General features: G+C 41.3%; 18 protein-coding genes and 1 pseudogene. All 19 read right to left on the bottom strand.

Annotated elements, in window-relative coordinates:
• Window positions 1–87: 87 nt before the first annotated feature.
• The 19 genes and pseudogenes from pyrE to leuS all read right to left on the bottom strand — a co-directional run bounded on the left by pyrE (window position 88) and on the right by leuS (window position 25,610).
• Window positions 88–780: an orotate phosphoribosyltransferase gene (gene pyrE, locus HXT30_RS02395; RefSeq protein ID WP_422111760.1), complete on the bottom strand. Its 693-nt coding sequence runs from the start codon at window positions 778–780 to the stop codon at window positions 88–90.
• A gap of 69 nt (window positions 781–849) precedes the next feature.
• A complete protein-coding gene (locus HXT30_RS02390; RefSeq protein ID WP_415702479.1) occupies window positions 850–1,845 on the bottom strand; it encodes a dihydroorotate dehydrogenase in 996 nt (331 codons plus the stop codon).
• Between the two features lie 56 nt (window positions 1,846–1,901).
• Window positions 1,902–2,786: a dihydroorotate dehydrogenase electron transfer subunit gene (locus HXT30_RS02385; protein ID WP_422111759.1), complete on the bottom strand. Its 885-nt coding sequence runs from the start codon at window positions 2,784–2,786 to the stop codon at window positions 1,902–1,904.
• Window positions 2,787–2,954: 168 nt separating this feature from the next.
• On the bottom strand, window positions 2,955–3,989 hold the full coding sequence (gene pyrF, locus HXT30_RS02380) for an orotidine-5'-phosphate decarboxylase (RefSeq protein WP_422111758.1): 1,035 nt from the start codon (window positions 3,987–3,989) through the stop codon (window positions 2,955–2,957).
• Window positions 3,990–4,086: 97 nt separating this feature from the next.
• On the bottom strand, window positions 4,087–5,499 hold the full coding sequence (locus HXT30_RS02375; protein WP_415701284.1) for a dihydroorotase: 1,413 nt from the start codon (window positions 5,497–5,499) through the stop codon (window positions 4,087–4,089).
• Window positions 5,500–5,621: 122 nt separating this feature from the next.
• On the bottom strand, window positions 5,622–6,848 hold the full coding sequence (gene pyrB, locus HXT30_RS02370) for an aspartate carbamoyltransferase (protein ID WP_415701286.1): 1,227 nt from the start codon (window positions 6,846–6,848) through the stop codon (window positions 5,622–5,624).
• Between the two features lie 174 nt (window positions 6,849–7,022).
• Window positions 7,023–10,334, bottom strand: a complete 3,312-nt coding sequence (locus HXT30_RS02365) for a bifunctional [glutamine synthetase] adenylyltransferase/[glutamine synthetase]-adenylyl-L-tyrosine phosphorylase (protein WP_415701288.1) — start codon at window positions 10,332–10,334, stop codon at window positions 7,023–7,025.
• A gap of 54 nt (window positions 10,335–10,388) precedes the next feature.
• The gene (gene metF / locus HXT30_RS02360) at window positions 10,389–11,243 is read right to left on the bottom strand and encodes a methylenetetrahydrofolate reductase [NAD(P)H] (protein WP_415701289.1); all 855 of its coding nucleotides are present in this window, start codon (window positions 11,241–11,243) and stop codon (window positions 10,389–10,391) included.
• Window positions 11,240–13,575: pseudogene (gene metE, locus HXT30_RS02355) on the bottom strand (5-methyltetrahydropteroyltriglutamate--homocysteine S-methyltransferase). Before metE ends, metF begins: the two are co-directional and overlap by 4 nt.
• Window positions 13,576–13,750: 175 nt before the next feature.
• Window positions 13,751–14,308 (bottom strand): SixA phosphatase family protein, encoded by a 558-nt coding sequence (locus HXT30_RS02350; protein ID WP_415701291.1) that lies wholly within the window; start codon window positions 14,306–14,308, stop codon window positions 13,751–13,753.
• Between the two features lie 21 nt (window positions 14,309–14,329).
• A complete protein-coding gene (locus HXT30_RS02345) occupies window positions 14,330–15,430 on the bottom strand; it encodes a tRNA (adenine-N1)-methyltransferase (protein WP_116438392.1) in 1,101 nt (366 codons plus the stop codon).
• 36 nt (window positions 15,431–15,466) lie between these two features.
• A complete protein-coding gene (gene tsaD / locus HXT30_RS02340; RefSeq protein WP_119529314.1) occupies window positions 15,467–16,531 on the bottom strand; it encodes a tRNA (adenosine(37)-N6)-threonylcarbamoyltransferase complex transferase subunit TsaD in 1,065 nt (354 codons plus the stop codon).
• Window positions 16,524–17,141, bottom strand: a complete 618-nt coding sequence (gene rimI, locus HXT30_RS02335; protein WP_422111757.1) for a ribosomal protein S18-alanine N-acetyltransferase — start codon at window positions 17,139–17,141, stop codon at window positions 16,524–16,526. Before rimI ends, tsaD begins: the two co-directional genes overlap by 8 nt.
• A gap of 20 nt (window positions 17,142–17,161) precedes the next feature.
• Window positions 17,162–17,965, bottom strand: coding sequence for a tRNA (adenosine(37)-N6)-threonylcarbamoyltransferase complex dimerization subunit type 1 TsaB (gene tsaB / locus HXT30_RS02330; RefSeq protein WP_422111756.1), 804 nt, complete (start codon window positions 17,963–17,965; stop codon window positions 17,162–17,164).
• A gap of 38 nt (window positions 17,966–18,003) precedes the next feature.
• A complete protein-coding gene (tsaE, locus tag HXT30_RS02325; RefSeq protein ID WP_422111822.1) occupies window positions 18,004–18,519 on the bottom strand; it encodes a tRNA (adenosine(37)-N6)-threonylcarbamoyltransferase complex ATPase subunit type 1 TsaE in 516 nt (171 codons plus the stop codon).
• Between the two features lie 75 nt (window positions 18,520–18,594).
• On the bottom strand, window positions 18,595–19,572 hold the full coding sequence (gene holA, locus HXT30_RS02320; protein WP_422111755.1) for a DNA polymerase III subunit delta: 978 nt from the start codon (window positions 19,570–19,572) through the stop codon (window positions 18,595–18,597).
• Window positions 19,573–19,742: 170 nt separating this feature from the next.
• The gene (locus HXT30_RS02315; protein ID WP_422111754.1) at window positions 19,743–21,545 is read right to left on the bottom strand and encodes a ComEC/Rec2 family competence protein; all 1,803 of its coding nucleotides are present in this window, start codon (window positions 21,543–21,545) and stop codon (window positions 19,743–19,745) included.
• 51 nt (window positions 21,546–21,596) lie between these two features.
• Entirely contained in the window at window positions 21,597–22,487 is an 891-nt protein-coding gene (locus HXT30_RS02310) for a ComEA family DNA-binding protein (protein ID WP_422111753.1), read from the bottom strand.
• Window positions 22,488–22,625: 138 nt separating this feature from the next.
• Complete coding sequence (gene leuS / locus HXT30_RS02305; protein WP_422111752.1) at window positions 22,626–25,610, bottom strand: leucine--tRNA ligase; 2,985 nt, start codon at window positions 25,608–25,610, stop codon at window positions 22,626–22,628.
• Window positions 25,611–25,619 lie beyond the last annotated feature (9 nt).

Here is a 25,619-nt window from a genome sequence, read left to right as displayed (position 1 = left end):
GATTAATACACGATTAACGATTAATACACGATTAATACGCGACTTACATAATTCTATAATTACATAAGTCTATATTGTTTGCACAATTCATGCACCATATTTTTGCAAATAATTTTCAGCTTTGCTATACAAGCTCTCGTCCATAACAGCACTTCCGTCGCTATTAGTGAGTTTTTGCGCAGCATCGAAGATTTCACGCACGTTTGCAATTGGAAGAACTGGGAATCCAAACTCTTGCTCTACTGCTTTTACTGCAGAAAGTTCACTATCTTTTGTGCGCTCCATTCTGTCTACTGCCAAAATCAAGCCAACAACTTCCACATTTGCTTCTGCTTTAAGCTTTGGCAAGACTTCTCGAACTGCGGTTCCAGCAGTCATAACGTCGTCAACCAGCAGCACTTTCATGCCGTCTTTTAGCGGCTTTCCAACCATCATTCCGCCGTCGCCGTGGTCTTTTCTCTCTTTTCTATCAAAAGTAAAACCAACTGGCATATTGTAATTATTAGTTAACGCAATAGACGTAGAAACCGCCAGTGGAATGCCCTTATAAGCAGGGCCGAAAACAGTGTCAATATTGCTAGAAAGAACACCATCTTTTATTGCTGAAATAATTCTTTGAGCGTAATAATCGCCAAGAGAAGCGATTTTCATACCGTCATCGAAAGCGCCAGCGTTAATAAAGTAAGGCGATTGGCGACCAGACTTAAGCGTAAAATCACCAAATTTAAGTGCGCCTGAATCAAGCAAAAACTTTGTAAAATCCTCATGTAATTGTGCCATAATTAACTCTCCTTGTTCAATCTGTCTTAAATAATCCGTCTTAAATAAATTGTTTTACTGTATTAAATTTCATCGCCAAGTTTTGCCTTCTTTAAGCAAAGACGCAAGCTTTGGCCTAGAATCAAGCAAATCGTCAAGCTCGCGCGCAATGCGAATCGGAGCAGTAGGATCCACAAGAGCGGCCGCCCCAACTTCTACAGCATTAGCGCCAGCATACAAGTATTCCAAAGCTTTCTCTCCAGAATCAATGCCACCAATACCAATGATTGGAATATCTGGCATAGCTTGACGAACTCGCCACACAAAGCCAAGTCCAATCGGGAAGATTGCAGGGCCAGAAACACCGCCCGTACGATTCGCAATAATAGGCTCGCCTGTGCGAATGTCAATTCGCAAACCGACCAAAGTATTAATCATGCTTAAAGCATCTGCTCCAGCGTCAACAGCAGCTTTGCAAATCGAAACAATATCTGTAACGTTTGGCGTCATTTTTACAATCATCGGCTTATCTGTCATTGCGCGAAGACGCTTAATTAAACGATGCAATGCAACTGGATCTGTGCCAACACTCATTCCACCATGAGTTACATTTGGGCAGCTAACGTTAATCTCTAGCATGTCTGCTGCAGAATCCGCAAGCTTTTCAACAACTTGCGCATAATCGTCGTCACTGTGGCCAGCAACATTTGTGATTACAAGCGCTCCAAGCTTTTTTAACTTTGGAAGCTCGTCTACTAAATAGTGGTCAACTCCAGGATTTTGCAAACCAACAGCATTCACCATTCCAGAAGGCGATTCTGCAGTGCGCGGAGAAGGATTGCCCTCCCATGGAACTGGAGAAACACCTTTTGTACAAATTGCTCCAAGCTGGCTCACATCGTAAAAGTGCGCGCAAGCTGCAAGTTGGAATGTGCCAGACGCTGTTCCAACCATGTTTTTCCACTCAACGCCAGCAACTTTAGTTGAGTGCTTCCAAACGTGGCTTGTGTCAAATCCAAGAGTTGATGCATTATTTTGCGCGCTATTTTGCGCATTTTCTAAAGCTTTATTCATTTCGTTACTCATATCTTTTTTATTCCCAGCCTTTATTGTTTTCCCAGTATTTGTTCTCAGCCTTTTATTTACTCCCAGCCTAATCTTTCAGAGTCAAACACTGGTCCTTCGTTACAAACTTTAAGTCTGCCTTCCAAAGTATCTACAACGCAAGCAACACAAGTGCCATAGCCGCATCCCATTCTTGCTTCTAGGCTTAATTGACATTTAACATTACGCTCATGCGCCCAATGAGCTACAGCTTTCATCATTGGCATAGGTCCGCAAGAAAGAATAACAATAGGCAAATCGCCATTAAAATCAAAATGATTTTCTTGCTCTAGCTCATTAAGCAAAGTAATAATAGTTCCTTGCGCGTTGCTAATGCTATAAACGTTATCAACATATTCCTTCATAAATGAGTCAGCAAAATGATTATCTCTGTATCCAAGAACTGCACTCACTTTGCAATCCTTGTTTTTTGCAATCGCTTGAGCAGCACAAATCAAAGGAGGAACGCCCAATCCTCCGCTTACAAGAACATAGTGCGCTGGCTTAGAAATATCAAAGCCCAATCCTAATGGCCCTAAAGCGTCAACAGTGTCTCCTGCTTTAAGCTGCGCAAATTCGGCAGTGCCCTTACCAATAACAGCAAAAATAAGACTAAAAGTGTCTCCATCAACGCTTGCAACACCAAATGGCCTAGGAAGCATAGTTGTAGAATCTGGAGAATATAAGTTAACGAATTGCGCAGGAGTTGCCGTTTTAGCAATAGCATCATCGCGCAAAACTAAGCGATACACACCTTCGTCAAGCTTTTGATTATCAAGAACTTCTATTGGGCGCCTTCCTAAAAGACGGCTATATTTTGGCTTACTAGAATCTGCACCCGAATAGTCTAAAGAGCTTTCACGAATAGTAAATATAAAGCTTCTAGAAGATTTTCTAGTTTGAATAAACATGCCATCACTCATGTATTTGCCCTATCTTGTGTAGTGTGTAACTGTTTAGTTTTTAGTTATATAATTTGTGATTTACATCTTGCGATTTGTAATTTGTAACTTATAACTTGCGATTTGCAGCTTGTTATTAGCTATAAATTATATTCGCTTATGTTTATCTATATTCACTTATAAATCGATTCACTTATAAATCGCCTGCCTTAAATCATCTCGCATATTAATAGCAGCACAAGCAGAAGAATGTGCAACAATATCTAGAATGTCATCTAAAGAGATTGAAGATTCGTGCTTTTTATACAATTCGCTGTTCTTCCACGCTCCAATAATTCCGCGCGAAGAGTTTACTATAGCGCCACTGCCATTTTCATCAAACATTCCAGCAACATCTTGTGCAGTTCCGCCTTGTGCTCCATAACCTGGAACAAGGAAAAAAGTATGCGGCATAAGTTCGCGCAACCGCTTGCCTTCTTGCGGATGCGTTGCTCCAACAACCGCTCCAACTCTAGAATATCCGTGATTTCCAACGTTTGAGGCGCCCCAATTTTCAATCAAACTTGCTATATGCTCGTAAACTGGCCTGCCATCTTCAACAACAAGCTCTTGCAACTCTTTGCTAGAAGGATTAGACGTGCGCAAAAGCACAAAAATGCTCTTATTTCGCGAAATTGCTTCGTTTACAAAAGGCATAACGCCATCAGACCCCATATACGGGTTTACAGTAAGCGAATCCTCGTGCCAAACATCCTTTTTGCTAGAGCTTTTTAGAAGATTAATCAAAGACTCGTCAAAGTCGTAAGATTCATCGTTAAAATACGAATCAAGATTAGCAAATCCTCGCAAATGCGCAGCATATTGAGCTGCTGTAGAGCCAATATCTCCTCGTTTTGCGTCTCCAATAACAACTAAGCCTTTGGATTTAGCATAATCGCAAGTCATTGTGTAAGTGTCGATTCCAGCAGGACCAAGCGCCTCATACATTGCAATCTGTGGCTTAACAGCTGGAACAATATCGCAAATCGCATCAATAATTGCTCGATTAAACTCAAAATAAGCAGCACCAAGCAAAGTTTGCAAAGCTTCTTCGCTTTCTACTTCTTGCAAAACTTCATTTGCTAAGCCGCTTAAAATTTGCGCAGGCAAAATACCAGGCTTTGGGTCTAATCCAACAACAGTAGGATTTTGCTTGGATGCAATCGCTTCTACTAACTCGTCCATTTTTCTCCCATTTTTACTATTTTTTACGACTTACTCACGCGACTTACTCACGCGACTTACTCACGCGACTTACTAATACGATTTATTAAATACGCGACTACATTCTAGAAAACGCAATTTGCGATCCAATAATAGTTGCCACTGGCCTGCCCTTTAATTGCCACCCGTCAAATGGCGTATTTCTAGCTTTTGAATGGAACAAGCTTGAATCCACACTCCACTTTTCGTTCATATTAATCAACACTAAATCAACGTTTTCTGGGTGCTCAGTGTTGCTTAATCGCAATGTACGCCTAATCGCGCATTTAGAAGACACGTTTAGCAAAGCCGAAACATCCGTAGGCCTGCGGCTCATTAGTTGCATTGGATTAACAGACATTAGCTCAATTAAGTGCTTATCATCCGTGTAGCCTGCATCCACAAGCACTTTTCTACAAACCGCATACGCGCACTCTAAGCCAATAATGCCATTAGGCGCGCTCGCAAAGTCGCCAGCTTTATCTGCATCTGTATGCGGAGCATGGTCAGTCGCAATCATGTCTATAGTTCCATCTGCGATTGCAGCAAGAGTGGATTGTCTATCTGCTTTAGACCTAAGTGGCGGATTCATTTTTGCGTTAACGCCATACTTAAGCACATCTTCATCACAAAGAGCAACGTAATGCGGAGCTGTCTCGCAAGTAATAGGCAAGCCTTCCTTCTTAGCTTTGCGAATCGCTTCAAAAGCAGCAGCAGTACTCACATGCTGGAAGTGCACGTGAACGCCGCTAACTCTTGCAGCATCAATGTCTCGCTTAACAATCGCAAGTTCCGTAGAAGCAGGAATTCCGTCAACGCCTAAAATCTTAGCTACTGGACCTTCGTTTACTGAGCCAGAATTGTGATGCTCACAATGCTCAACAAGAGGCAATCCCGTTTCTTTAGCGATTTTTAGAACGTCTTGCAAAATCGAATCTGTAACCGCAGCACCATCGTCACTGATTGCAACTACAGGATGCTTCTTCATTGGAGACGTTTTTTGACTATCTTCGATTCCAGGAACATACTTTTTCCACAAATTAACGTTGCTAGGATCAACGCCACTTCTTCCGCCCGATGCACAAACGCTTAAATCGTAGCGAACTGGCAATTTTACGCCATATATGCAACCGTATCTTTGCAAGTAGTCAATCACATTTTCCACATCAAAAGGAGCATCATTCCAAGGCTCGCCATCAACTGCTGGAATCGTGTTTGGCATAATCAAAACTTGCGTATATCCGCCTGCAGCAGCAGCATTGCCGCCAGTCATCATAGTTTCTTTATCTGTTTGACCAGGATCTCTAAAATGCACGTGTGGGTCTGCAAAACCAGGAGCAACAATCCAATCACTCGCATCAATTTCTCCGCATATTCTGGCATTTGGCTCAATTAAAGCATCTTGCCGCACACCTTCTACGATTAAATCAATGCGCTCGCTAGTATCCCAAACTGCAATATTTTGCAAAGTTAAGGTTCGAGAGTTATTCATATTGCTCCTAGTTTGCTCAAGGTTTTAAGTTATTTAGATTATTTTAGATTACTTTATATTTCAATTGCGTTAATCGCGATTATTTTTGCGTTTTGACTGCATTCAATCTGCACCCAATCTACTTATGCTTCTTCGTCGCAATACAAGCATCTATACACATTTGCGTCAGAATCGTCCTTATAGAACTTTTTAACTAACGACAATTCACTATTTGTTATGCAACGAATATTAGGACATTTAAGATCTTTAGGCGCGTTTTTATCTTCTTTATGAACACGAGGATTAGCCAGCGAAATTCCATTAGCATCGTAAGCTTGCGATTCGTCTTTAGGAACATTCACAAAATCTGTTGGTTCATAGCCCAAAAGCTCATCTCCAAGAACTGAGCTTTCAAGAGCCATTCGCATAAGCATACCGTTTTTAACTTGCTCAAAGTATGCTGCACGAGGGTCTGCGTCAACATCAACCGCAATCTCGTTAATCCTAGGAAGTGGGTGAAGAACAGCCGTATTAGGCTTTGCTTTTTGCAATTTTTCTTCCGCCAAAATGTAAGTATCTCTAAGTCGCAAGTATTGATCCCTGTCTGTAAAACGCTCTTCTTGCACACGAGTCATATAAAGAACGTCTAAACTTCCAATAACTTCCATCAAATCGCGAGTTTCCTCGTAAGAGCACGATTCGGTTGCGTTTATACGATCAATAACGTATTGCGGAGTTTTAAGCTCATCTGGACTAATCAACACAAAATGAACATTTCCAAAGCGGCATAAAGTTTCAATAAGCGAGTGAACTGTGCGGCCGTACGTTAAGTCTCCGCAAAGCCCAACTGTTAAATTATTCAGTCTGCCAAATCGTGCAAGAATCGTTGCTAAATCTGCAAGAGTTTGAGTAGGATGCATGTGGCCGCCGTCTCCTGCATTAATTACTGGCGTGCTAACAGCTTGCGTTGCTACAAAAGCGGCGCCTTCCTTAGGGTGACGCATTGCTACAACATCTACATAGTTTGACACCACTTTTAACGTGTCACTAACTGTTTCTCCCTTGCTTGCGCTAGAAAGCTGCGCTCCTGCAAAGCCAATAACCTTTCCGCCTAAGCGAAGCATTGCTGTTTCAAAGCTTAATCGCGTGCGCGTACTCGGCTCATAAAAAAGAGTGGCCAACACTCTGCCATCGCAAGTGTGGGCCACTTCTTTTCTGTGCGAATCAATGTATCGCGCTTTATCTAAAAGCATTCGTATTTGTGCCGTGGAAATATCGTCTAAAGTAACAACGCTTTTGCCTGCTAACGATTGAGCAATTGCGCAACGAGAAAAAACTTGATTTGAAGAATCATAAAATGCGTTCGTCATAATAGAACCGCTTACCTTTCGCTAGTTGGCAAACGACCGCGACCACACGCGACCTCCACGATTTTACTGATTATCATTGACGAATATGCGATTCGGAGTGGCGTATATTTGTTACCACAAAATACAACAATTAAATGCAAAAAATATAAATATGACTAGATTGCAACTGTAAACTTAGCGACAGTAGAAGAGACGAGACATAACTTCGCGGCATTGACGCATAACAGCCATTAAATCGTTTTCAAAAACGCGACCTTGGTTTGGATCGTAGCCAAGATAAGTGGCGATTCCACCCAAAGAATAAGAGTCTGTTGGAATAACATCCGCGCGCTCAAGGGAGCCAGACCACAAGAAGTTCGCATTTCGCACTGCAGAACACATATGCCAGCAGCGCTCTAGCACATTTGCATCTTCATCTTCAATCAAATGCAATTCTTTAAGCGCTTTCAACGCTTGCATTGTGCCAACCACTCGCAAAGACTCGTATTTTCCCGCGTATTGCAATTGCAAAAGCTGAACAGTCCACTCAACATCGCTTAAACCGCCGCGCCCAAGCTTCAAATGCCTGTCTCTACTAACACCTCTTGGCAAGCGTTCTGCTTCCATACGCGCTTTAAGCTTACGAATTTCCGCTAATTGTGATTCACTAAGAGGCTCTTGTGAATAGCGCAAGTCGTTTACTACTCCGCTTAGCAAAGCATCCGCCAAATCTTTGGAACCTGCAGCAAAGCGCGCGCGCAAAAGTGCTTGATTTTCCCATGTACTAGCCCACTTTTGGTAGTAGTGCTCACACGATTCTAGCGAGCGCACAAGCGGGCCATCTTTGCCTTCTGGTCGCAAATCTAAATCGACCATGATTTTTGGCTCTAAAGTAAGAGGACCTTGTAAAATACTTCGCAATATGTCTACAGTAGTTTGCGCAAAACGGTGAGCAAGATTCGCTCCAGAATCGCCAGAATCCAATGAATCACTAGAATCACAACCGCAAATATCTTGTGTAGGCTTATAAACAACCATCATATCTGCATCAGAGCAGAAGTTAACTTCCCTACCGCCGTAACGCCCGAGGGCAATAATTGCAATCGAAGCTTTGCTTTTATCTAGGCACATTTTGCGAGACGCATCTTTCATAGCCCATTGCAAAGCAGCATCAAGAACAGCATCAAATACGTCACTCATAGCTTGCATAGAAGTATCATCGTCAATAATCCCACACATCCAAGCAAGAGCTACTCGCTCAATTTCTTGCCTTCTTAAAGCGCGCAAAAATTGTGCAAAATCCGCAATACTGCTTGAATATCTTGCCACCATTGCGCGCGTTTGCATATCTAAGCTTTCTCTGTCTCTTGGCGCAAGCACCGAGTCGTCTCCAAGCCAAGTTATTGACTGTATAGACTTCATCATTGCATCGCCTAAATAGCGCGAATCAGACAAAACGTGGCAAAGCCGTTGAGCTGCACTAGGAGAGTCACGCAAAAATCCAAGATATGTGTTTTTTCCGCCAAAGCGTTCGGAAAGTCGCCTAAAAGCAAGCAAACCCATGTCGGGATTTTGACCTTCTCCAAGCCATTTCAACACTGCTGGAAGCAAAATTCTGTGAATTTTAGCAGCACGCGAAAGCCCCTCGCTTAGAGCTTCAACATGCATTTGTGCAGCTCTAGCATCCGCAAATCCGATTGACGCAAAGCGAGCACGCGCAGCCTCAGCAGACAGCACAATAGGATCTGCATCCGTTTGCGCGTTAATCGGAAGCATTGGACGGTAATAAATATCTTTATGCAAGTGTCTAATTTCTCGTCGCGCTTTGTCGAATCGCGCAACAAGCTCTTCTGGCTTAAGTCTAACAGCTCTAGCAAGACGCCTAATTTGCTCGTTACTGTTAAGATCTTCTACACTAATACTTCTTGCGCGATCTAACCCACCATTTCCTTGCGCGCCTAAGTCTGGGAATAAATGCGTACGTTGCATATTCCACATTTGCTGGCGATGCTCAAGCACGCGCTCAAAACGGTAGTGTTCTGCCAAAATCGCAGCTTGCGATCTAGAAACGTAACCTCCAGCAGATAGTGCATTAAGCGCGCCTAAAGTATCTCTAACTCGCAAAGACGTGTCTTCACTTCCGTGCACAAGTTGCAACATTTGCACAGTAAACTCAACATCGCGCAATCCGCCGCGACCAAGCTTCATATCTAAATCTCTATGAGACGCAGGAATCAAAGACTCCACTCGCTGCCTCATGTGTTGGCAATCTGCAACAAAATGCTCACGACCAGACGCTTTCCAAACAAGCGAATCTGCCATTTGTCTATAATCTTTACCAAGTTGCACATCTCCTGCAGCTGGCCTCGACTTTAGTAATGCTTGAAACTCCCAACTACTTGCCCACTTTTCGTAGTATTCTCTATGCGATTCCAAACGCCTAACAAGCGGACCATCTTTGCCTTCTGGCCTTAGCGCGGTATCAATTTGCCACAATGGCGGCTCCGCACAGCCAACAACAACCGATTGACACACTTTTTGCAAAACAAGCGCAATAGAAGATCCAACTCGCAAAGCTTCATCTTGTTTAACGCCATTAGTTGGTTCTACTACGTATATTAAGTCAATGTCGGAAACGTAGTTTATTTCTTGCGCTCCCAATTTTCCCATTGCGATTATTGCAAACTTGCAACAGCAAGATCCAGAAACTTGCCCGCGCGCAATCGCAAGAGCCGCCTCTAAAGCAGCATCTGCAGCGTCCGAAAGTTTACGACTTATGTCTGGTTGTAATTCTACAGGGTCTGCGCTCGCCAAATCGTATGCCATAATAGCAGCAATATGCTGGCGATATCTCGCTCTAAGCGCGCAAACAGCTTGCGCAAAAGGCATAGAGCTTATTGGAACAGTGCACGAATCGCAATTCTTGTTGTCATCTTTTTCTTCATTTACTACTGTTGCGCTGTACGATTGAACAGCTTCTAGTAAATCCAAAACGCGCTCTTCTAAAGTCATGTGTAGCAAATGATTTGGGTCACTTGCAGCAGCGTTTATTAAATCTTCGCGTGTTCGCATTAGCATTGCAAACGCTTTAGAAGCTCCAAGAACTTGCATTAAAGACGAAAGCGGACTTGTTATTAGTGAATTATTCGAGTTCTCGGCAATATTTTCAACAACTTTTTGACGCGATTTATATATGTCGTTAAACGCTAAAATTGCGTAATCTGGATCTTCTACTCTATTTATACTTTCTAAGATTTTGAGCACATTAATTGAATTATTCTCACAATTTTTGCAAACATCTTCTATAGTTTTACGAGCAGATTCTGGGCGCGCAAACCCTGCTTTAACTAGGCTTCTATACGATAAGTTGCTTTCTTGAGCAAAACCTAAGTTGCTTTTTGAACCATTTTGCAAATTAGCTTTTGATTCCACGTTCAAAATCGCGCTAAAGCCATTGCTTGGATCTCCAGCATTACTTGTTTGATTGCTCATAACGCCACTGTACATTGTGGTGTCGTACAACAATATTTTGCACGGCACCACAAGTACGATTTGCGCAATCTACACGATTTTAGTAAAAAGTGGCTTAACGTTTGACCAAATGCTTCTAGTAACTCCAGGACGATTCATTGTGTACAAGTGTATTCCATCTACACCTTCCGCAACTAAATCGTTAATCTGTTGAGACGCAAATATGCTTCCAGCGTCTTGCAAAACCTCTGGGTTACTTCCCCATCGCTCAATCATTGCTAAAACTGGCTCACTTATTTTAGATGAGCACATTTTTGTCATTCGCTTAACTTGATTCGCGTTTACAACAGGCATAACTCCAGCTTCAATAGGAACGTTAATGCCAGCTTTTCTAGCTAAATCCCTAAAGTGCAAAAAGTCATCGTTATTGTAAAAAAGTTGCGAAATCAAGTAAGTTACTCCAGCATCCACTTTTCGCTTTAGATTATCAATGTCTTCTTGCAAAGTAGCAGCTTCTGGATGTTTTTCTGGGTAGCATGCACCCAAAATAGGCAAATCTGGTCGCTTTGAGCGAATATACGATACTAAATCGCTTGCGTGATTAAACACTCCAGCAGCATTCTGATTTTCAATAACGTCTCCGCGCAAAGCTAAAACGCCACTAACGCCAGCCTTATCAAACATGTCTAAAGCTTCGTCAACATCGTCATAATCCAAGTATCTTGCTGTTAAGTGAGCAACAGTTTTAATACCATACTCCGATCGAATAGTGTTGGCGATTCTAGCAGTAGCAGTTCGATCCGAAGATTTTCCCGTTCCGTAAGTTACAGATATAAAATCTGGATCCAAACCCCTTAAGCCGTCTAAAGTGTCGTAAATCGTGCCTATTGGAGATGTTCTTTTAGGCGGAAACACCTCTAGCGAAAACTTTGGTTTGTACGTCATTTTAGACTACCGCCCAATTCGCTTCTAACTTTTTTAGCTGCCGAAACAAGATTTTGCAAGCTAACCCACGTTTCTGCATTGCCACGAGTCTTCAAGCCACAATCTGGGTTAATCCAAAGTTTGCTTGCTGGCATTTTGTGCAAAATCTCGTGAATCCTGTTAACAATCTCCTCTTCGCTAGGAACGCGAGGAGAGTGAATGTCGTAAACGCCAGGGCCCGCTTCTGTTTCAAAGTTCGCGTTATGAATAGCGTCCAAAACAACTAAATCTCCGCGCGAAGCTTCAAACGATATAACGTCCGCGTCCATTGCATCAATGTCTCGAATAATGTCGTTAAACTCCGAGTAGCACATATGCGTGTGGATTTGCGTAGTGGCCTCTACAGCAGAATGCACAAGACGGAAAGATGCAATTGCCCAATCCAAATACTTCTTATGCCAATCAGAACGCCTAAGCGGAAGCTTTTCACGCAAAGCTGCCTCATCTATTTGAATTACGCGAATTCCAGCACGCTCCAAGTCCAAAACTTCGTCTCTAATAGCAAGAGCAAGCTGCTGCGTTTGTTCTTCGTGCGTAATATCTTCTCGAGGCCAAGACCAGTTAAGAATCGTAACAGGCCCCGTTAGCATGCCTTTCATAACACGATTTGTGCGGCTTTGAGCATACGCACTCCATTCTACTGTGATTGGCTGCGCTCTAGAAACGTCGCTCCAAACGATTGGAGGCTTTACGCATCGAGTTCCATAAGACTGCACCCAAGCGTTTTTTGTAAACTTAAATCCGTGCAAATGCTGGCCAAAGTATTCAACCATGTCGTTTCGCTCAAATTCGCCATGCACAAGAACGTCTAAGCCAATGCGCTCCTGGTGTTCTATGCACTCGTCTATTTGCTTGCCAATAAACGCGTCGTATTCTTCCTTGCTGATTTCACCTTTTCTAAAAAGCGCTCGAATTGACCTTATTTCTTTTGTTTGAGGGAAGGATCCGATAGTTGTTGTAGGCAAATCAGGCAATCCTAATGCTTCTTTTTGTAATTTTTGACGCTCCGCGCGAGATGGCTTTCGCTCAAAATCTTCTGGCTTAAGGCTTGCGATTCGCGATTTAACGTTTTCGTCTACTTTTACTCTAGACCCGTCAAATAATGCCTGATTTTGCGCTAATTCCTCGCTATTTTTAAGCTCATCATCATTCAAAACGCAAAGCTTAGCTATTTCGCTTACTTCCTTCAACTTTTCTACAGCAAACGCAAAATGCTTTAATACGTCTTCGCCAAGCTCTTCTCCATCCGTGCTAAATGGAACATGCAAAAGCGAGCATGCAGTAGAAACAGCTATGCGATTAGTAACATTTTTTGCAAAGCGTCTAATAAGCCAAGACTTTGTGCGTAATCATTTTTCCAAATGTTTCTGCCGTTTACAACTCCTGCAAAAATAGTTGTTTTCTCATTTACTCCATATTTTTGCAAAGCTTCAAGGTTTTCTTCTTTGCCTTCTACAAAATCTAAGCCAATTGCATCGAATGCTAAATCGTTTAGCGTTTGGTACGAGTCTAAAACATTGCCAAAATACGTGTTAAGCAAAATCTTAACGTTTTCATCATTCGCAGCACTTTCAAGTCTGCTTTCAAGAATCGGCTCATATAAATCGCTAAAGATCTTTAAATCGCCATCTTCTTTATCTAAGCACAAGTATGGTTCATCAAATTGCAACCATTTTGCTCCAAGACTTGCAAATCGTTTTACAATACTGCAATATGCGTTTGCTAATGCTTCAATCGTCTCTTTGTTTGCTTCTAATTCTTGCGCTTGTGGCGTGCGAGCAAGCTTTAAGAATGTGTATGGGCCAATCAGCACTGGCTTTGTTTCAATTCCTAGCGCGTTTGCTTCATTAAACTCGTCGAATGGTTTTGTGCCAACTAAACACAAATCTTGCGGATTTTCTACTTCTGGAACAATGTAGTGGTAGTTGGTTGTAAACCACTTCTTCATTGGAAGCGCTGTTACGTCTCCTCTATCTCCCTGATATCCGCGAGCGATTGCAAAAAGCGTATCTTCTGCATTTTCAAACTCTAGATTTTTGTACCGTTCTGGCACTGCACCAAGCAGGATTGCTGTGTCTAGCATTTGATCGTAGTAGCTAAAATCGTTGCTTGGTATGAGTTCTATTCCAGATTCTGCTTGAATTTTCCAATGCTTCTTGCGCAAATCTTTTGCAACTTGTCTTACTTCTTCTAGAGTTGCGTCTTTTTTCCAATAGCGTTCAATAACTTTCTTAAGCTCGCGATTTGCGCCGATTCGTGGGAATCCCTGTACAGATGTAAGAACAGTATACATATATCCTCCAAATAATTAACAACCTGATTCAGCCTAGCAAACATTTGGCCAAATGAGGTCATTACCTATTTGGGGGTGTCGTTATAACTTAAACTTATATGCATATTTGTGCATATATTTATTCAGATATTTGTGCAAATTTATGCAAATTTTATAAGGATTTTATGCGTATTTACTACTCAAAATCCTTTGGACTTATAATGCCTAAAGCTTTTGCTCCGCGAAGTCCGCAAGTTGCAAAAGGAGTTTCGGAAACTAGCACAACAATCGAAGCGTTAGAAAGCCCAAGTCTCATTGTTCCTAAAACGTCTGGGTCGGAATCTGGGGAGGAAAGCCATTGCGCAGCCATCGACATTGTTGGCTCATGGCCTATAATCATTGTTATTCTAGAATCGCTCTTAATCGCGCAAAGCTCATCCATTACAGATTGCATTCCGCCATCATATAAGCTTTTTCTTGATGCAACTATTGGCGAATCTCCAAACTTTTTAAGCATTTTGTGCATTGTTTGCTCTGTGCGATTTGCGCTTGAACAAACAATATAATCTGGAACAAGCTTTAAAGATTTCAAGCCTTTTGCCATGATTTTTGCTTGTTTTATGCCTTTATCACTAAGGTCTCTTCCCCAATCGTCTCCCATTGTTGGCGGCACCGCTTTTGCGTGGCGCATTAGTAGCAGCACATATTTTGCATGCTTTACTTTTTTAACGATTTTTTTGATTGACGCCGCCATTTTAATCTCCTACTTCTAAAGTTAAGCCTTATTAGGCTCTGGATTTGAGTTAGGCAATTGTGCGATTTGTAAATCTAAATCTCTAAGAACTTTTCTAAGTTTTCTATCGGATATATCTCTAAGAGACAAGTCTTCTAGCTGTTCTGCGCGCTCTTCGGGAGTTAAATCATCAATATCGCTAACAGTATCTTTTGTAGCACGATCGCGCTTTTTTAACGCATTAAAGCCTTGTGCCATTGCGCGCGAAATAACCAAAAAACCAGTATGACCTATCATTGCGTGATCTGGTCTAACTGCTAAATCTTGAGCTTTCCAAGTTCTTTCTAACGTTTCTTGAATCTCTGGCTCCGTCCAAACTCCCGAAGCTCGCAAACTTTGTGCCATTCTAGACATTTGCGTTGTGGTTGTTACGTACGCAACTAATACGCCACCTGGAGCAATAACTCTATAAGCTTGTTCAAGCCTGTTCCAAGGGTCAAGCATATCTAGCATAATGCGATCAAAATAACCTTCTGGAAGGGACTTTGCTACTGTGTCAAAATCCCCAGTTAAAAGATTCCACCATTTTGGTTTTTCGCCATAGTAAATCGTTGCATTTAGTTGCGCGATTCTAGCAAAATCAGGTCTAAGTTCTATTGTTGTAAGCTCGCCACTTTCGCCAACAGCGTCTAAAAGGCTTAAGCTCATTGCTCCAGAGCCTGCTCCCGACTCTAAAACGCGCATTCCAGAGCGAATATCTCCTAAAGAAATCACTTGCGCAATATCTTTTGGATACATGATTTGAGCGCCTCTTGGCATAGATAAAACGTAATCTGCCAATCGCGGACGCATAACTACATAATCCCATCCGCCTATTGCACGTGCTGCCATCCATGGTTTGTTTGATTCTTTAGATGCGTCAAGTTGCTTATTACTACGCTCAAAATCACGTTTTGTGCTAACTGTTGTTACTACAACGCCTTGAGTTTTGCCAATAACATCGTCGTGCAAAATAATGCCGTGTTCGGTTTGTGTAACTCCGCCTTTAACAAGCTGTGCTGTGATTCGCTTGCCTTTTCTATCGGTGAATTGGATTTTTTCACCAACTTGCAAAACTCCTCTACGCGCATAGCTTTCGTACACAAAACACCTCGCTTATTTTTATAACAACTCTAACTATTATAAGCTAACGGTTGTAAGTGGCATTGCTGAATCGATTGCAAAATCTGGAGCAGATGGACGAACGCCTGCTTCTACCAAATTCACGCCCAGCATTGCCACCATTGCTCCGTTATCTGTGCAAAGCTTCAATTCTGGCAAACGAACTTCGATTCCGTGTTCTTTGCCTTGCTCTAAAAGATGCTCTCTAAGTTGCGAGTTTGCGGAGAATCCGCCACCAATCAACAAAGTTTTTGAACCGTATTGCTCGCAACCCATCATAGCTTTGCGAGAAAGAACATCTGCAACAGAGTTTGCTAAAGATGCGCAAACGTCGTCAACTGGTATTTCTAAGCCTTGTGCTTGGCGAGCTTCTACCCAACGCGCAACAGCAGTTTTTACTCCCGAAAAACTAAAGTCGTAAGGATGCTCTTTGCCAGATCTGCCTTGCGTAAGTCCTTGCGGAACCTTCAACGTATTTGGATTTCCAAGGCGCCCATGCCTATCAATATGCGGGCCTCCTGGATAAGGGAATCCAAGCAATCTAGCTACTTTATCAAAGCACTCGCCAGCTGCATCGTCTAATGTTGTTCCAACAACGTCTATGCTGCGCGCAATATCGTTCACGTGAAGAAGTGAAGTGTGTCCGCCAGAAACAATTAAAGCAAGAACGTCTTTAGGCACGTCTCCAAACTGCAATTGCGTTACTGCAATGTGTCCAATAACGTGATTTATTCCATAAATCGGCTTTTTTGCGGCACTCGCTAGTGCTTTAGCGCCAGAAACACCAACAGCTAAGCATCCTGCTAATCCTGGACCTGCGCTTACTGCTATAGCATCAATATCGCTCAAATCCATATTTGCATCTGCTAATGCTTTTGACACCACTGGCACGAATGCTTCCGCGTGCGCACGCGATGCGATTTCTGGTATAACACCGCCGTAGCGTGCGTGTTCTTGCATTGAGGATGCTACAACGTTGGAAACTAATGTTCTTCCTTTAACGATTGCAGCGGCTGTTTCGTCGCAAGTTGATTCAATGCCTAAAACTATTGGCTCGCTTGTTTTATTCATTGTTTCACTCATTGTTATCCTCACTTTTAGCACTGTTATAAGCTTCGCTAGATTCTTCTAAGTTTTTTGAGTTTTCTAAATTTTCCAAGTCGTCTAAGTTGTCTAAGTCTTCTATTTGCGCACACATTGTATATGCGTCTATTCCTTCTGGCATGTAGTATCTTTTTCGTAATCCCATTTTTGTAAAACCGAATTTTTCATACAGTTTTAATGCTGGATTATTGTTTACTTTAACTTCTAAAAGCATTCGTTTTGCGCCGATTGATTTTGCATTTTCAATCATAGTTTTTAGAAGATTGCTTGCGATTCCTCGCTTTTGATACTCTTTTGCAACACCTATTGTCATTATTTGAGCGTCGTCACCATCAAACCAAAATCCTGCATACCCAGCTACCGTATTTGTGTTTAGCTCAACATCTGCATAATACGCGCGCATCGGTGCTTGTAACTCTTGCAAAATCATGTTCTTGTTCCAGCATCCTGGTCCAAACAAGTCTGCTTCGATTTTTGCAATTTGAGAAACTATTGCTTCATATTTTGCACAATCAATTTTCTCTATAGCTCTGCTTTTACTATTTGATGCACAAGCTGGATATTTTGAGCGAGTTATGTCTACAATCATATACGCACTTCGCTTAAATCCTATTTTTCCGCTACTTCTGCCACTTTTGTAGCAGCGCCAGATCCCAAAACGTGCTTCAACGGGTTTGGAACAGATACGTCTGGTCTTCTTAAATAAAGTGGTTCAATAACGTCTTTTTGACTTGCGCACAACTTAAATATCTCTAATCCTTTTACGCCTAAATCAAGAGCACTCACTTCGGTAATTAAGCATATATTCTCGATTTTCTTCCAATCTTCAGCGTATTTTTTAGCACCATGACCCGCAACGCAAACGGAATAATCGCAAATATTATTTGATTCAAAATATTGATTTACTCTATCAACAATATTTGCAGGATAATCAATATCCATTTTTATTACTTCGCAACCACTATCGTCGTATAAACTCATATAAACTTGGCGTCTTCTAGCGTCATTTAGCGAAAGAACATACGTGTGTTTAGCTACGCAAGATTCATTATTTTCGACTATTTCACTATTAGAGATAACGCCATTTTTAAGCGATTCTTTAAAAGCTCCAGAACAAATCATTAAGCTTTGAGGCAGCAAACTGTTGCATCCTAGAATCTTTGCATTATTCGCAAAAGCAATCGCCTTAGCTGCAACTAGTCCAGCTCGTAAACCTGTAAAAGGAGCAGGACCTACTCCAACTACAATCTCGTCTATTTGATTAAGCTCTAGTCCAGCATTTTTTACTGCAAGATCAATGTTTACTTGCAATCTTTCAACATGAGTGCGAGAATCTGTTTCCACTATTGGATTTTGCCCCACAACTCCAACTGTTGAACCGTACGACGTGTCTATAATCAGCGTATTGCTCATTTTCATTCCTTAAATTGACTAACCAATTTAGCTTACTCTTAATCAAGAATTTTTAAGCGATCGCACCAATCTCCTCCGACTGGAACAAGCGTTACAACGCGATTTCCTTCGCTTGTAAACTCATTTGACTTTTCTTTATTAATTGGCCTATCAATATGAACTTCAAGACGAACATTTGCAAGAACGCCTGCCATTTGCTCTCCCCATTCCATAAGCACAACAGTTCCGTCTCCTGGCTCTTCCAAAGCTTCGTCTAATCCAAGCGATTCAAGCTCATCTAAAAGCCTAGAAACAGTGTCTTGCCCTGGAGCGTAATCTTTTCCACCAAGCCTGTATGCATCTACGTGAATAAGATTTGCTACTTTTCCGTTAGAAAACGTGCCTTTAAGCTCTCTAGCAATAGTAAAAGTTGGCGAAACTATTGGCTCTTTTATTGCTAAGCCTTTACCAAATCCTTTAGCAAACGTTGTTTTTCCAGCACCAAGAGGACCAGAAAGCAAAATAACATCTGTTTCATGCACTATTTTTGCAATTGACTCGCCAAGATCTTGCATACACGAATCACTTGGAATTACAAGCTTTTTAATATTATGATTTTCCAAAATCACACACTTTCGACTTAATTTAATTTAACGACCACGCAAAGCAATCATGCTAATGCATTTTTCTAAAGCGTAATCAGCATCACTCGCTCCACCTTTGCATTGCTCATCTGCCCATGCTAAACACATAAAACACTTACGAATCCCATTCTCACTCCATCCACCTAAATCTCTCATAGCCATTTTTAACGCCCACGGATTCACTTTTGCTTGCGCGTTAGAAATTTCTCCGTTTTTAACTGCTATAGCTTTTGTAATTATGCGCATTTTTACAGCTAATGCTCCAATCAACGCTATAGGGTCAACGCCTTGTAAAATCGCTCTTCTTGCAGCAAGAATAGCTTGACCCGCGTTTCCTTGTGCAGCTTTATCTGCTACAAAAAATCCAGTTACTTGCGGATCAGATATTAAGTATTGGTCAACTATTTTTAGCGTTATTGGGTTATCTTCAAAATCAAAACAAAGTTGAGAACAAAGAGACGCCAACTGGTCGGTTTTCCCGCCTAAGACTTCTACGATTCGCACAGCGGCTGCAGGCTCTACTTTGCGATTTTGTCTTTCAAAAAGACTTAGTACAAAATTCAATCTTGCATCGTCTTTTTTAAGATCTGGAACAGTTATTTTGTTTGCGCCAACTTTTTCTAGCTTTGTAACTATTGACTTTCCTTTAACGCCACCTTCGTGTCGTGCAATAACCCAGCAATCGTTTTCATTAGTTTTTGATTTAGATTTATTAACACAAAACTCTATTATTGCTTCGACTAAATCTTCATTAGCTTGTTCCAGATTATTAATAACAACAATTGTTCCGCTAGAAAAAAGTGATGGACCCGTATCAGTTATAAAAGCATATTTATCTGCAATCAAAGCGTCTAAATTTACAACATCCGCATCTGGGCAGGAGTCTAATATGCGCGTTTTTAAGTCGCGAGCGTTCAAATCGTTCAAATACGCATCTCCACCAACTACAATCGTAAGTGGCGCAAAGTTTTTTAACGCTTGCATACGTACCCCTTAATGCTAATGTTTTACAAGTTAGCTAATCAAATCTACCATTAATTCGATTATTTTTAGCTATTTAACACATCTAATAATTGTACAAACTATACAAAACTTAAGATGATTGACTATAAATTGACTATAAAAATTGCTCAAAATCATCACTTGCACAAAAATCATTCAAAAAGTTCAACCGAATCATCTACAAGATGCTTAAAACGATTTGATTTTGCTTGAGCGTAAATCTTAAACGCATTATAAAACTCTTTATTTTTAAGATACTTATTAATAAAAAATACACACAAAAATACGCTAAATTCAACAAACCACGCAAGCCACGCGCCTAATGGCCCAGAAACCCATGGAATAACTCCGATTTGTAAATCTCCAAGATTCCAAGCACAATTTGCCATAATGTTTGTTCCAATAGAAGAAATATTAGCGAAAAATAGCGCAATCGAGTAATTCCAGCACGAGCAAACAAGCGACAAAAGCCCAAAAATCGTTGCAAAATCAACAAAAGGAGCAACAATCAAGTTCGCTATAATAGATATAAAAGAAACTTGAGGTTGCATTAATATTTGCACAGGAAGTGTAAAACATTGAGCACACAATGTAATACTTAATGCGCTTGCAATACTAGACGGTATATATCTTAAAAAGATTCTTCTTAAAGGCATTCCACAAACAATTATTCCAAAAGTAGCGCACACAGAAAGAGCAAACGCATAATCCCACGCAAACTTAGGGCAAACAAATAAAACACCTATAACAGTTAAGCTTAATGCGCTAGCCGATTGATACGCTCTAGAAAGTAAAAATGCGATTGAACAAATAATGCCCATTATAAGTGCGCGTAAAACTGAAGCAGATGGGTAAACAATAAGTGCTAAAGAAACATTTCCCAGTATTTCAAAAAGCGCACACAGCCATTTTGGAACAAGAAAATATAAGCAAACTTTACGAATCATTGCTGCAACAAGCAAAAAGTGGCCTCCAGAAACTGCCATTAAATGCATTATTCCCGAAATCTTAAATCTTTGCTTCATTGTATTCGCATACGAGCTGTCAATTTGACTACTTTTGTCTTCATCGTCATTGCTTAAATGCTCTTGACCTAAAAGCCCTACAGTAAGGCCAGGAACAAGCATTTGACCCTGCTCACTCAAATTGCCTGTAATTTTGTAAAATTCTTTATAAAGACTGTTTAGAGCGCTTGTTAAAAACCCAGATTTTTCAATCACTTTTAAGGAATTGACTTGATTTTTGCTAGATTTATCTTCATTACTAAACTTATATTTATCTTTTTTACAAGCTTTAGGAATTTGAATTTCTACATTATTTGCTCCAAATTTTGAGATACCAATCTTTGCAAAACTGCTAATCGTATAGCCGTAATTAATTGCTTTACAATCTGGATTAAAAGCGTAAAGTTTTGCGCTTGCAAAACTCACATGTTTTTGCACAACATGATTTTTATCTTCTATTTCAACACTTTTAACACTTACATTAGCTACACAATCTCCTCTAAAAGAAGGAGATGTTCTTAAAGGAGACGTTATTTTCATAGCCACTTTAACGCTTTTAGAATCGAGCCTTTTATTACCATCATAGCTTTGAGCACTTCTAGCACTTTCGCTTTTAATAACAGAAAAAACAGGATCTAGCTCTTCTAAGCATTGCGTAATCGAACAAATCATAAATGAAGCTAAAAATGCGCACATAATCACATAAAAAGTTTGCTTGTATTTGATTATTTCTAAGCGTCTCAAAAATGTAATTTTAAACATGCCATTAGCAAATACGCAATAAAAACATGCAACAACAAACGCAAAAGTGGCAAATATTGTATACGCTAAAACTTGATTACTTTTGCATATAAATCTTGCATACAAGCATCCAAACCACATTGCAAAAGCAATTGGAACAAGTCTAAAATCCTTGTTTCCATTTTCAAAATTCCAATAAAATTCTTCCATTTTACGCCTTAAAGAACAAAGTTATAAAACAAACATATAGATAAACGATTCTTAACCAACACAAATCATCGATTTAATCTTTGCAAAAGTTTTCGGACCAATTCCATTGACTTGCATAAGATCTTCTACACGATTAAAAACGCGAACTTTTTTACGCATATCTAATATTCTTTGAGCCATTTTTGGCCCTATGCCTTTTATTGCTTGCAATTCTTCCGATACAGCACTGTTTATATTTATGCATTCACTTTTATTTTGAATATTTTTGCTTCTATTTTGACTATATTCACTCTTATTTTTTTCAATCAAATCTTGATTTTTGCTAACACTTTCAACGCTTTCTTCATCTTTTTTTAACTCACTTTTATAATTAGCGCTCACTTTTGATTTATTATTTGATTCGTCTTTTATTCCATCTTTTGATTTATCATTTGATTCGTCTTTACCATCATTTTTACCGTCGCCTTTAGCATCTGACTTATTGTAAAAATCAACTTGCTTATTAGAATGGTCTTTTGATTTTGCGCTAGCGTTATATGCATAAACCTTGCTATAAGTTGCATATTGACTTATTAACATTGTTAAACTACAAGATAAACAAACAACTAGAATCAGCATTATTGCTAAAACATGAGCAGGCTTTATAGCCAATCTAACATGATTCTTCACTCTTGCTTCGTTGCGCTTATTAAAATCATCAACTTTTAATGAAGAACTATTAGCATTAGCAGCAAGGTCTTTCAAAGCGAGCGCACGTTCTTTAGTTTCGCTATCTAAAACGCAAGTTTTATAGTCTAAAATATTCAAATCATCTTTTGTGTGCTGTAAATTTTTAGCTTCTCTATAAGAATCACTAATATCACTGATTTCTTCACTAACATAATTGTTCAAGCCACTAATCGCATCAAGCCTTTCCAAAACATTACGACTCGTTTTATGCACCTTTAATCACCTCCTTTTGTTATTCATAATCATTCATAAAAAAGATGCTTACCTCCACTATTAAATGAAGATAAGCATCTTTCAAGTAAAATTAACCAATGTGGTTAAAGGCTATTTTGCCTAGAAAACATTGATTTTTCAGCTTTCGTCTGGCACAATAGACACAATCTTTGGAGCCTTCACAATCACTTTGCGCGGAGCTTTACCACCCAAGCGATCAGCAACAGCTTCCAACGCAAGCTTTTCAAGCTCTTCGGCCTCAATATTCGGGTCAACTTCGAGCTTTGCGCGAACTTTGCCCTTAATTTGCACAACAGCTGTAACGGTATCCTCACCAACATAGCGAGAATCTGCAACAGGCCAATTTGCGTGAGCAATCGACTTAGTATGCCCAAGCTTGCTCCACATTTCTTCGCAAATATGCGGAGCAATCGGAGAAAGCATAAGAACAAGCGGCTCAACTGCTGCGCGAGGCACGCTATGCAAAGACGTTAAGTGGTTATTTAACACAATCAGCTTAGCGATTGCAGTGTTTGGTCGCATTGCTTCCATCTCTACAGTCACTTGCGCAATCGTGTTATTAACAAGCTTTAGTGTCTTTTCGTCGAGTGCATCTTCTGTTACTACGCAAGCGCCTGTTTCTTCGTTTACTACGTTACGCCACAAGCGCTGAAGGAAGCGCATTCCTCCAACAACGTTACGCGTATTCCATGGGCGAGATTCAGAAAGTGGACCCATGCTCATCTCGTACAAACGGAACGTGTCTGCACCGTAATTTTCGTACATGTAGTCTGGCGTCACAATATTCTTTAGGCTCTTGCCCATCTTTCCAAACTCACGATTCACGCTCTCGCCGTGCCACGTAAATGTTGGCTCGCCGGAACCGTTTGGAGCACCTTCTTCAACCTCATCGGCTGGCACGTACTGTCCACGCTCGTCCGTGTACGCATAAGCTTGAATCATGCCCTGGTTAAATAGGCGATGGAACGGCTCAGCAGAATCCACGTATCCCAAGTCATAAAGCGCTTTATGCCAGAATCTCGAGTAAAGCAAGTGCAAAACTGCGTGCTCTACGCCACCAACGTAAAGGTCAACGCCGCCAGAAACATGCTCTTTGCCTGGACGGTTCGTACCCATCCAATAGTCGTATTCGTCGCTGTCAACCATGTGCTCTGCGTCATTCGGATCCAAGTAGCGCATGTAGTACCAGCATGAACCAGCCCAGTTTGGCATAGTGTTAGTGTCTCGATAGTAGGTTTTTACACCGGCACCAAGATCGAGTTGAACTTTAACCCAATCGTCGTTTCTGCTTAGTGGCGCTTCTGGCTCAGAGTTTGCGTCGTTTGGAGCGTAAGTCTTTGGTTGATAGTCTGGAACATCTGGCAAAGCAATCGGAAGCTCGCTATCTGGAACTAAGTAAGCAACACCGTCTTCGTCATAAACAATCGGGAAAGGCTCTCCCCAGTAGCGCTGCCTAGAGAACAGCCAATCGCGAAGTCTGTAAGAAACTCTGCCAACGCCTACGCCTGCCGCTTCAAGCCAAGTCGTCACTTTTTTAATAGCTTCATCTACGCGCAAACCGTTAATAGACAAGGCGTCGCCAAGCTTATGAGTATGCTCCACAGAAGAATTGATAACAATTCCGTCATGAGAAACAAATGGAGCTTTGCCATCATAATCTTCTAACTTTTCGTCAGAATCAGGCAAAGGCTTAACAGTGTAAACCACAGGCAAGCCAAAAGCTTTAGCAAAATCATAATCGCGCTGATCGCCGCCTGGAACTGCCATAATTGCGCCCGTTCCGTAGCCCATAAGCACATAATCTGCAACAAACAGTGGAAGTTTTGCACCAGTTACAGGATTAATCGCGTAAAGGCCAGTAAACAAGCCTGTTTTAGCCCCTGCATCTTCCGTACGATCTTTAGCAGTCTTCGCGCGAGCTTGAGCCTGATACTCTGCTAAACCTTCCTTAAGATTTGCGTAGCCGCCCTTCCAACTTTCTGGAACACTAGCTTCCCACGCTTCTGGAATATGCTCAAGAATCGGGTGATCTACAGAAACAACAGCAAAAGTAGTGCCAAAAAGCGTGTCTGGACGAGTTGTGTACACTTCCAAATCGCGCGTTTCGCCATCCGCACACGGCACTTCAAAATGCACGGATGCACCGTGAGATTCGCCAATCCAGTTTCTCTGCATAAGCTTAACTTTTTCTGGCCAATCAATAGTGTTCAAATCTTCAACCAAACGATGCGCATAAGCTGTAATTCGCATGGACCATTGACGAAGATTACGCTGGAATACTGGGAAGTTTCCGCGCTCAGATTTGCCTTCTGCAGTAACTTCCTCGTTTGCAAGCACAGTTCCCAATCCTGGGCACCAATTTACAGGAGATTTAGAAATGTAAGCAATACGGAAGTCATTCAAAACGTCTGCTTGTTCTACTTTGCTAAGCTCTTCCCATTTTTTGCCTGCAAAACCAGGAATTTCGCGCTTTGCGCTCTTAAACTCATCAACAAGCTCACAAATTGGACGAGCGGAACCCTTTCCGCCATCTTTGCGCACAAAATCAGGGTTATACCAAGCGTCGTAAAGCTTTGAGAAAATCCATTGTGTCCAACGAACGTAGTTTGTATCAATCGTTGCAAAAGACCTACGATCATCAAAACTCAATCCCATACGATGCAACTGCCTGCGCATATTTGCAATATTTGCCTCGGTAGTAATGCGAGGATGCTGACCAGTTTGCACAGCGTACTGTTCTGCAGGAAGTCCAAAAGCGTCGTAGCCCATAGCATGCAAAACGTTCTCGCCTTTCATGCGGTGATATCGGCTTACAACATCCGTTGCCAAATATCCAAGAGGATGCCCAACATGCAAGCCCTTACCAGAAGGGTACGGGAACATGTCCATTGCAAAGAAAGAAGGGCGGCCTTCAGCATTCCTGCCTTCGCCATCCCTTAAATTACCCTTAACATTAGCAGCCCAGAATGTGCCCTGCTCATCCCAGGTTTTTTGCCAGCGCTGCTCAATATCTTGTGCAAGTTGCGCATTATAACGAAAAGCTGGCTCAGCGATTGTAGCTTTATTGTCAGCTGTTGCATATTGTTGATCGTTGTCTTCCATAAACAAGCA

This window comes from Gardnerella sp. DNF00571G (genome assembly GCF_049262695.1).
Classification (GTDB): Bacteria; Actinomycetota; Actinomycetes; order Actinomycetales; family Bifidobacteriaceae; genus Bifidobacterium; species Bifidobacterium piotii.
Note: the sequence above shows the minus strand (reverse complement) of the source record. Positions and strands in the feature narration are given on the sequence as shown.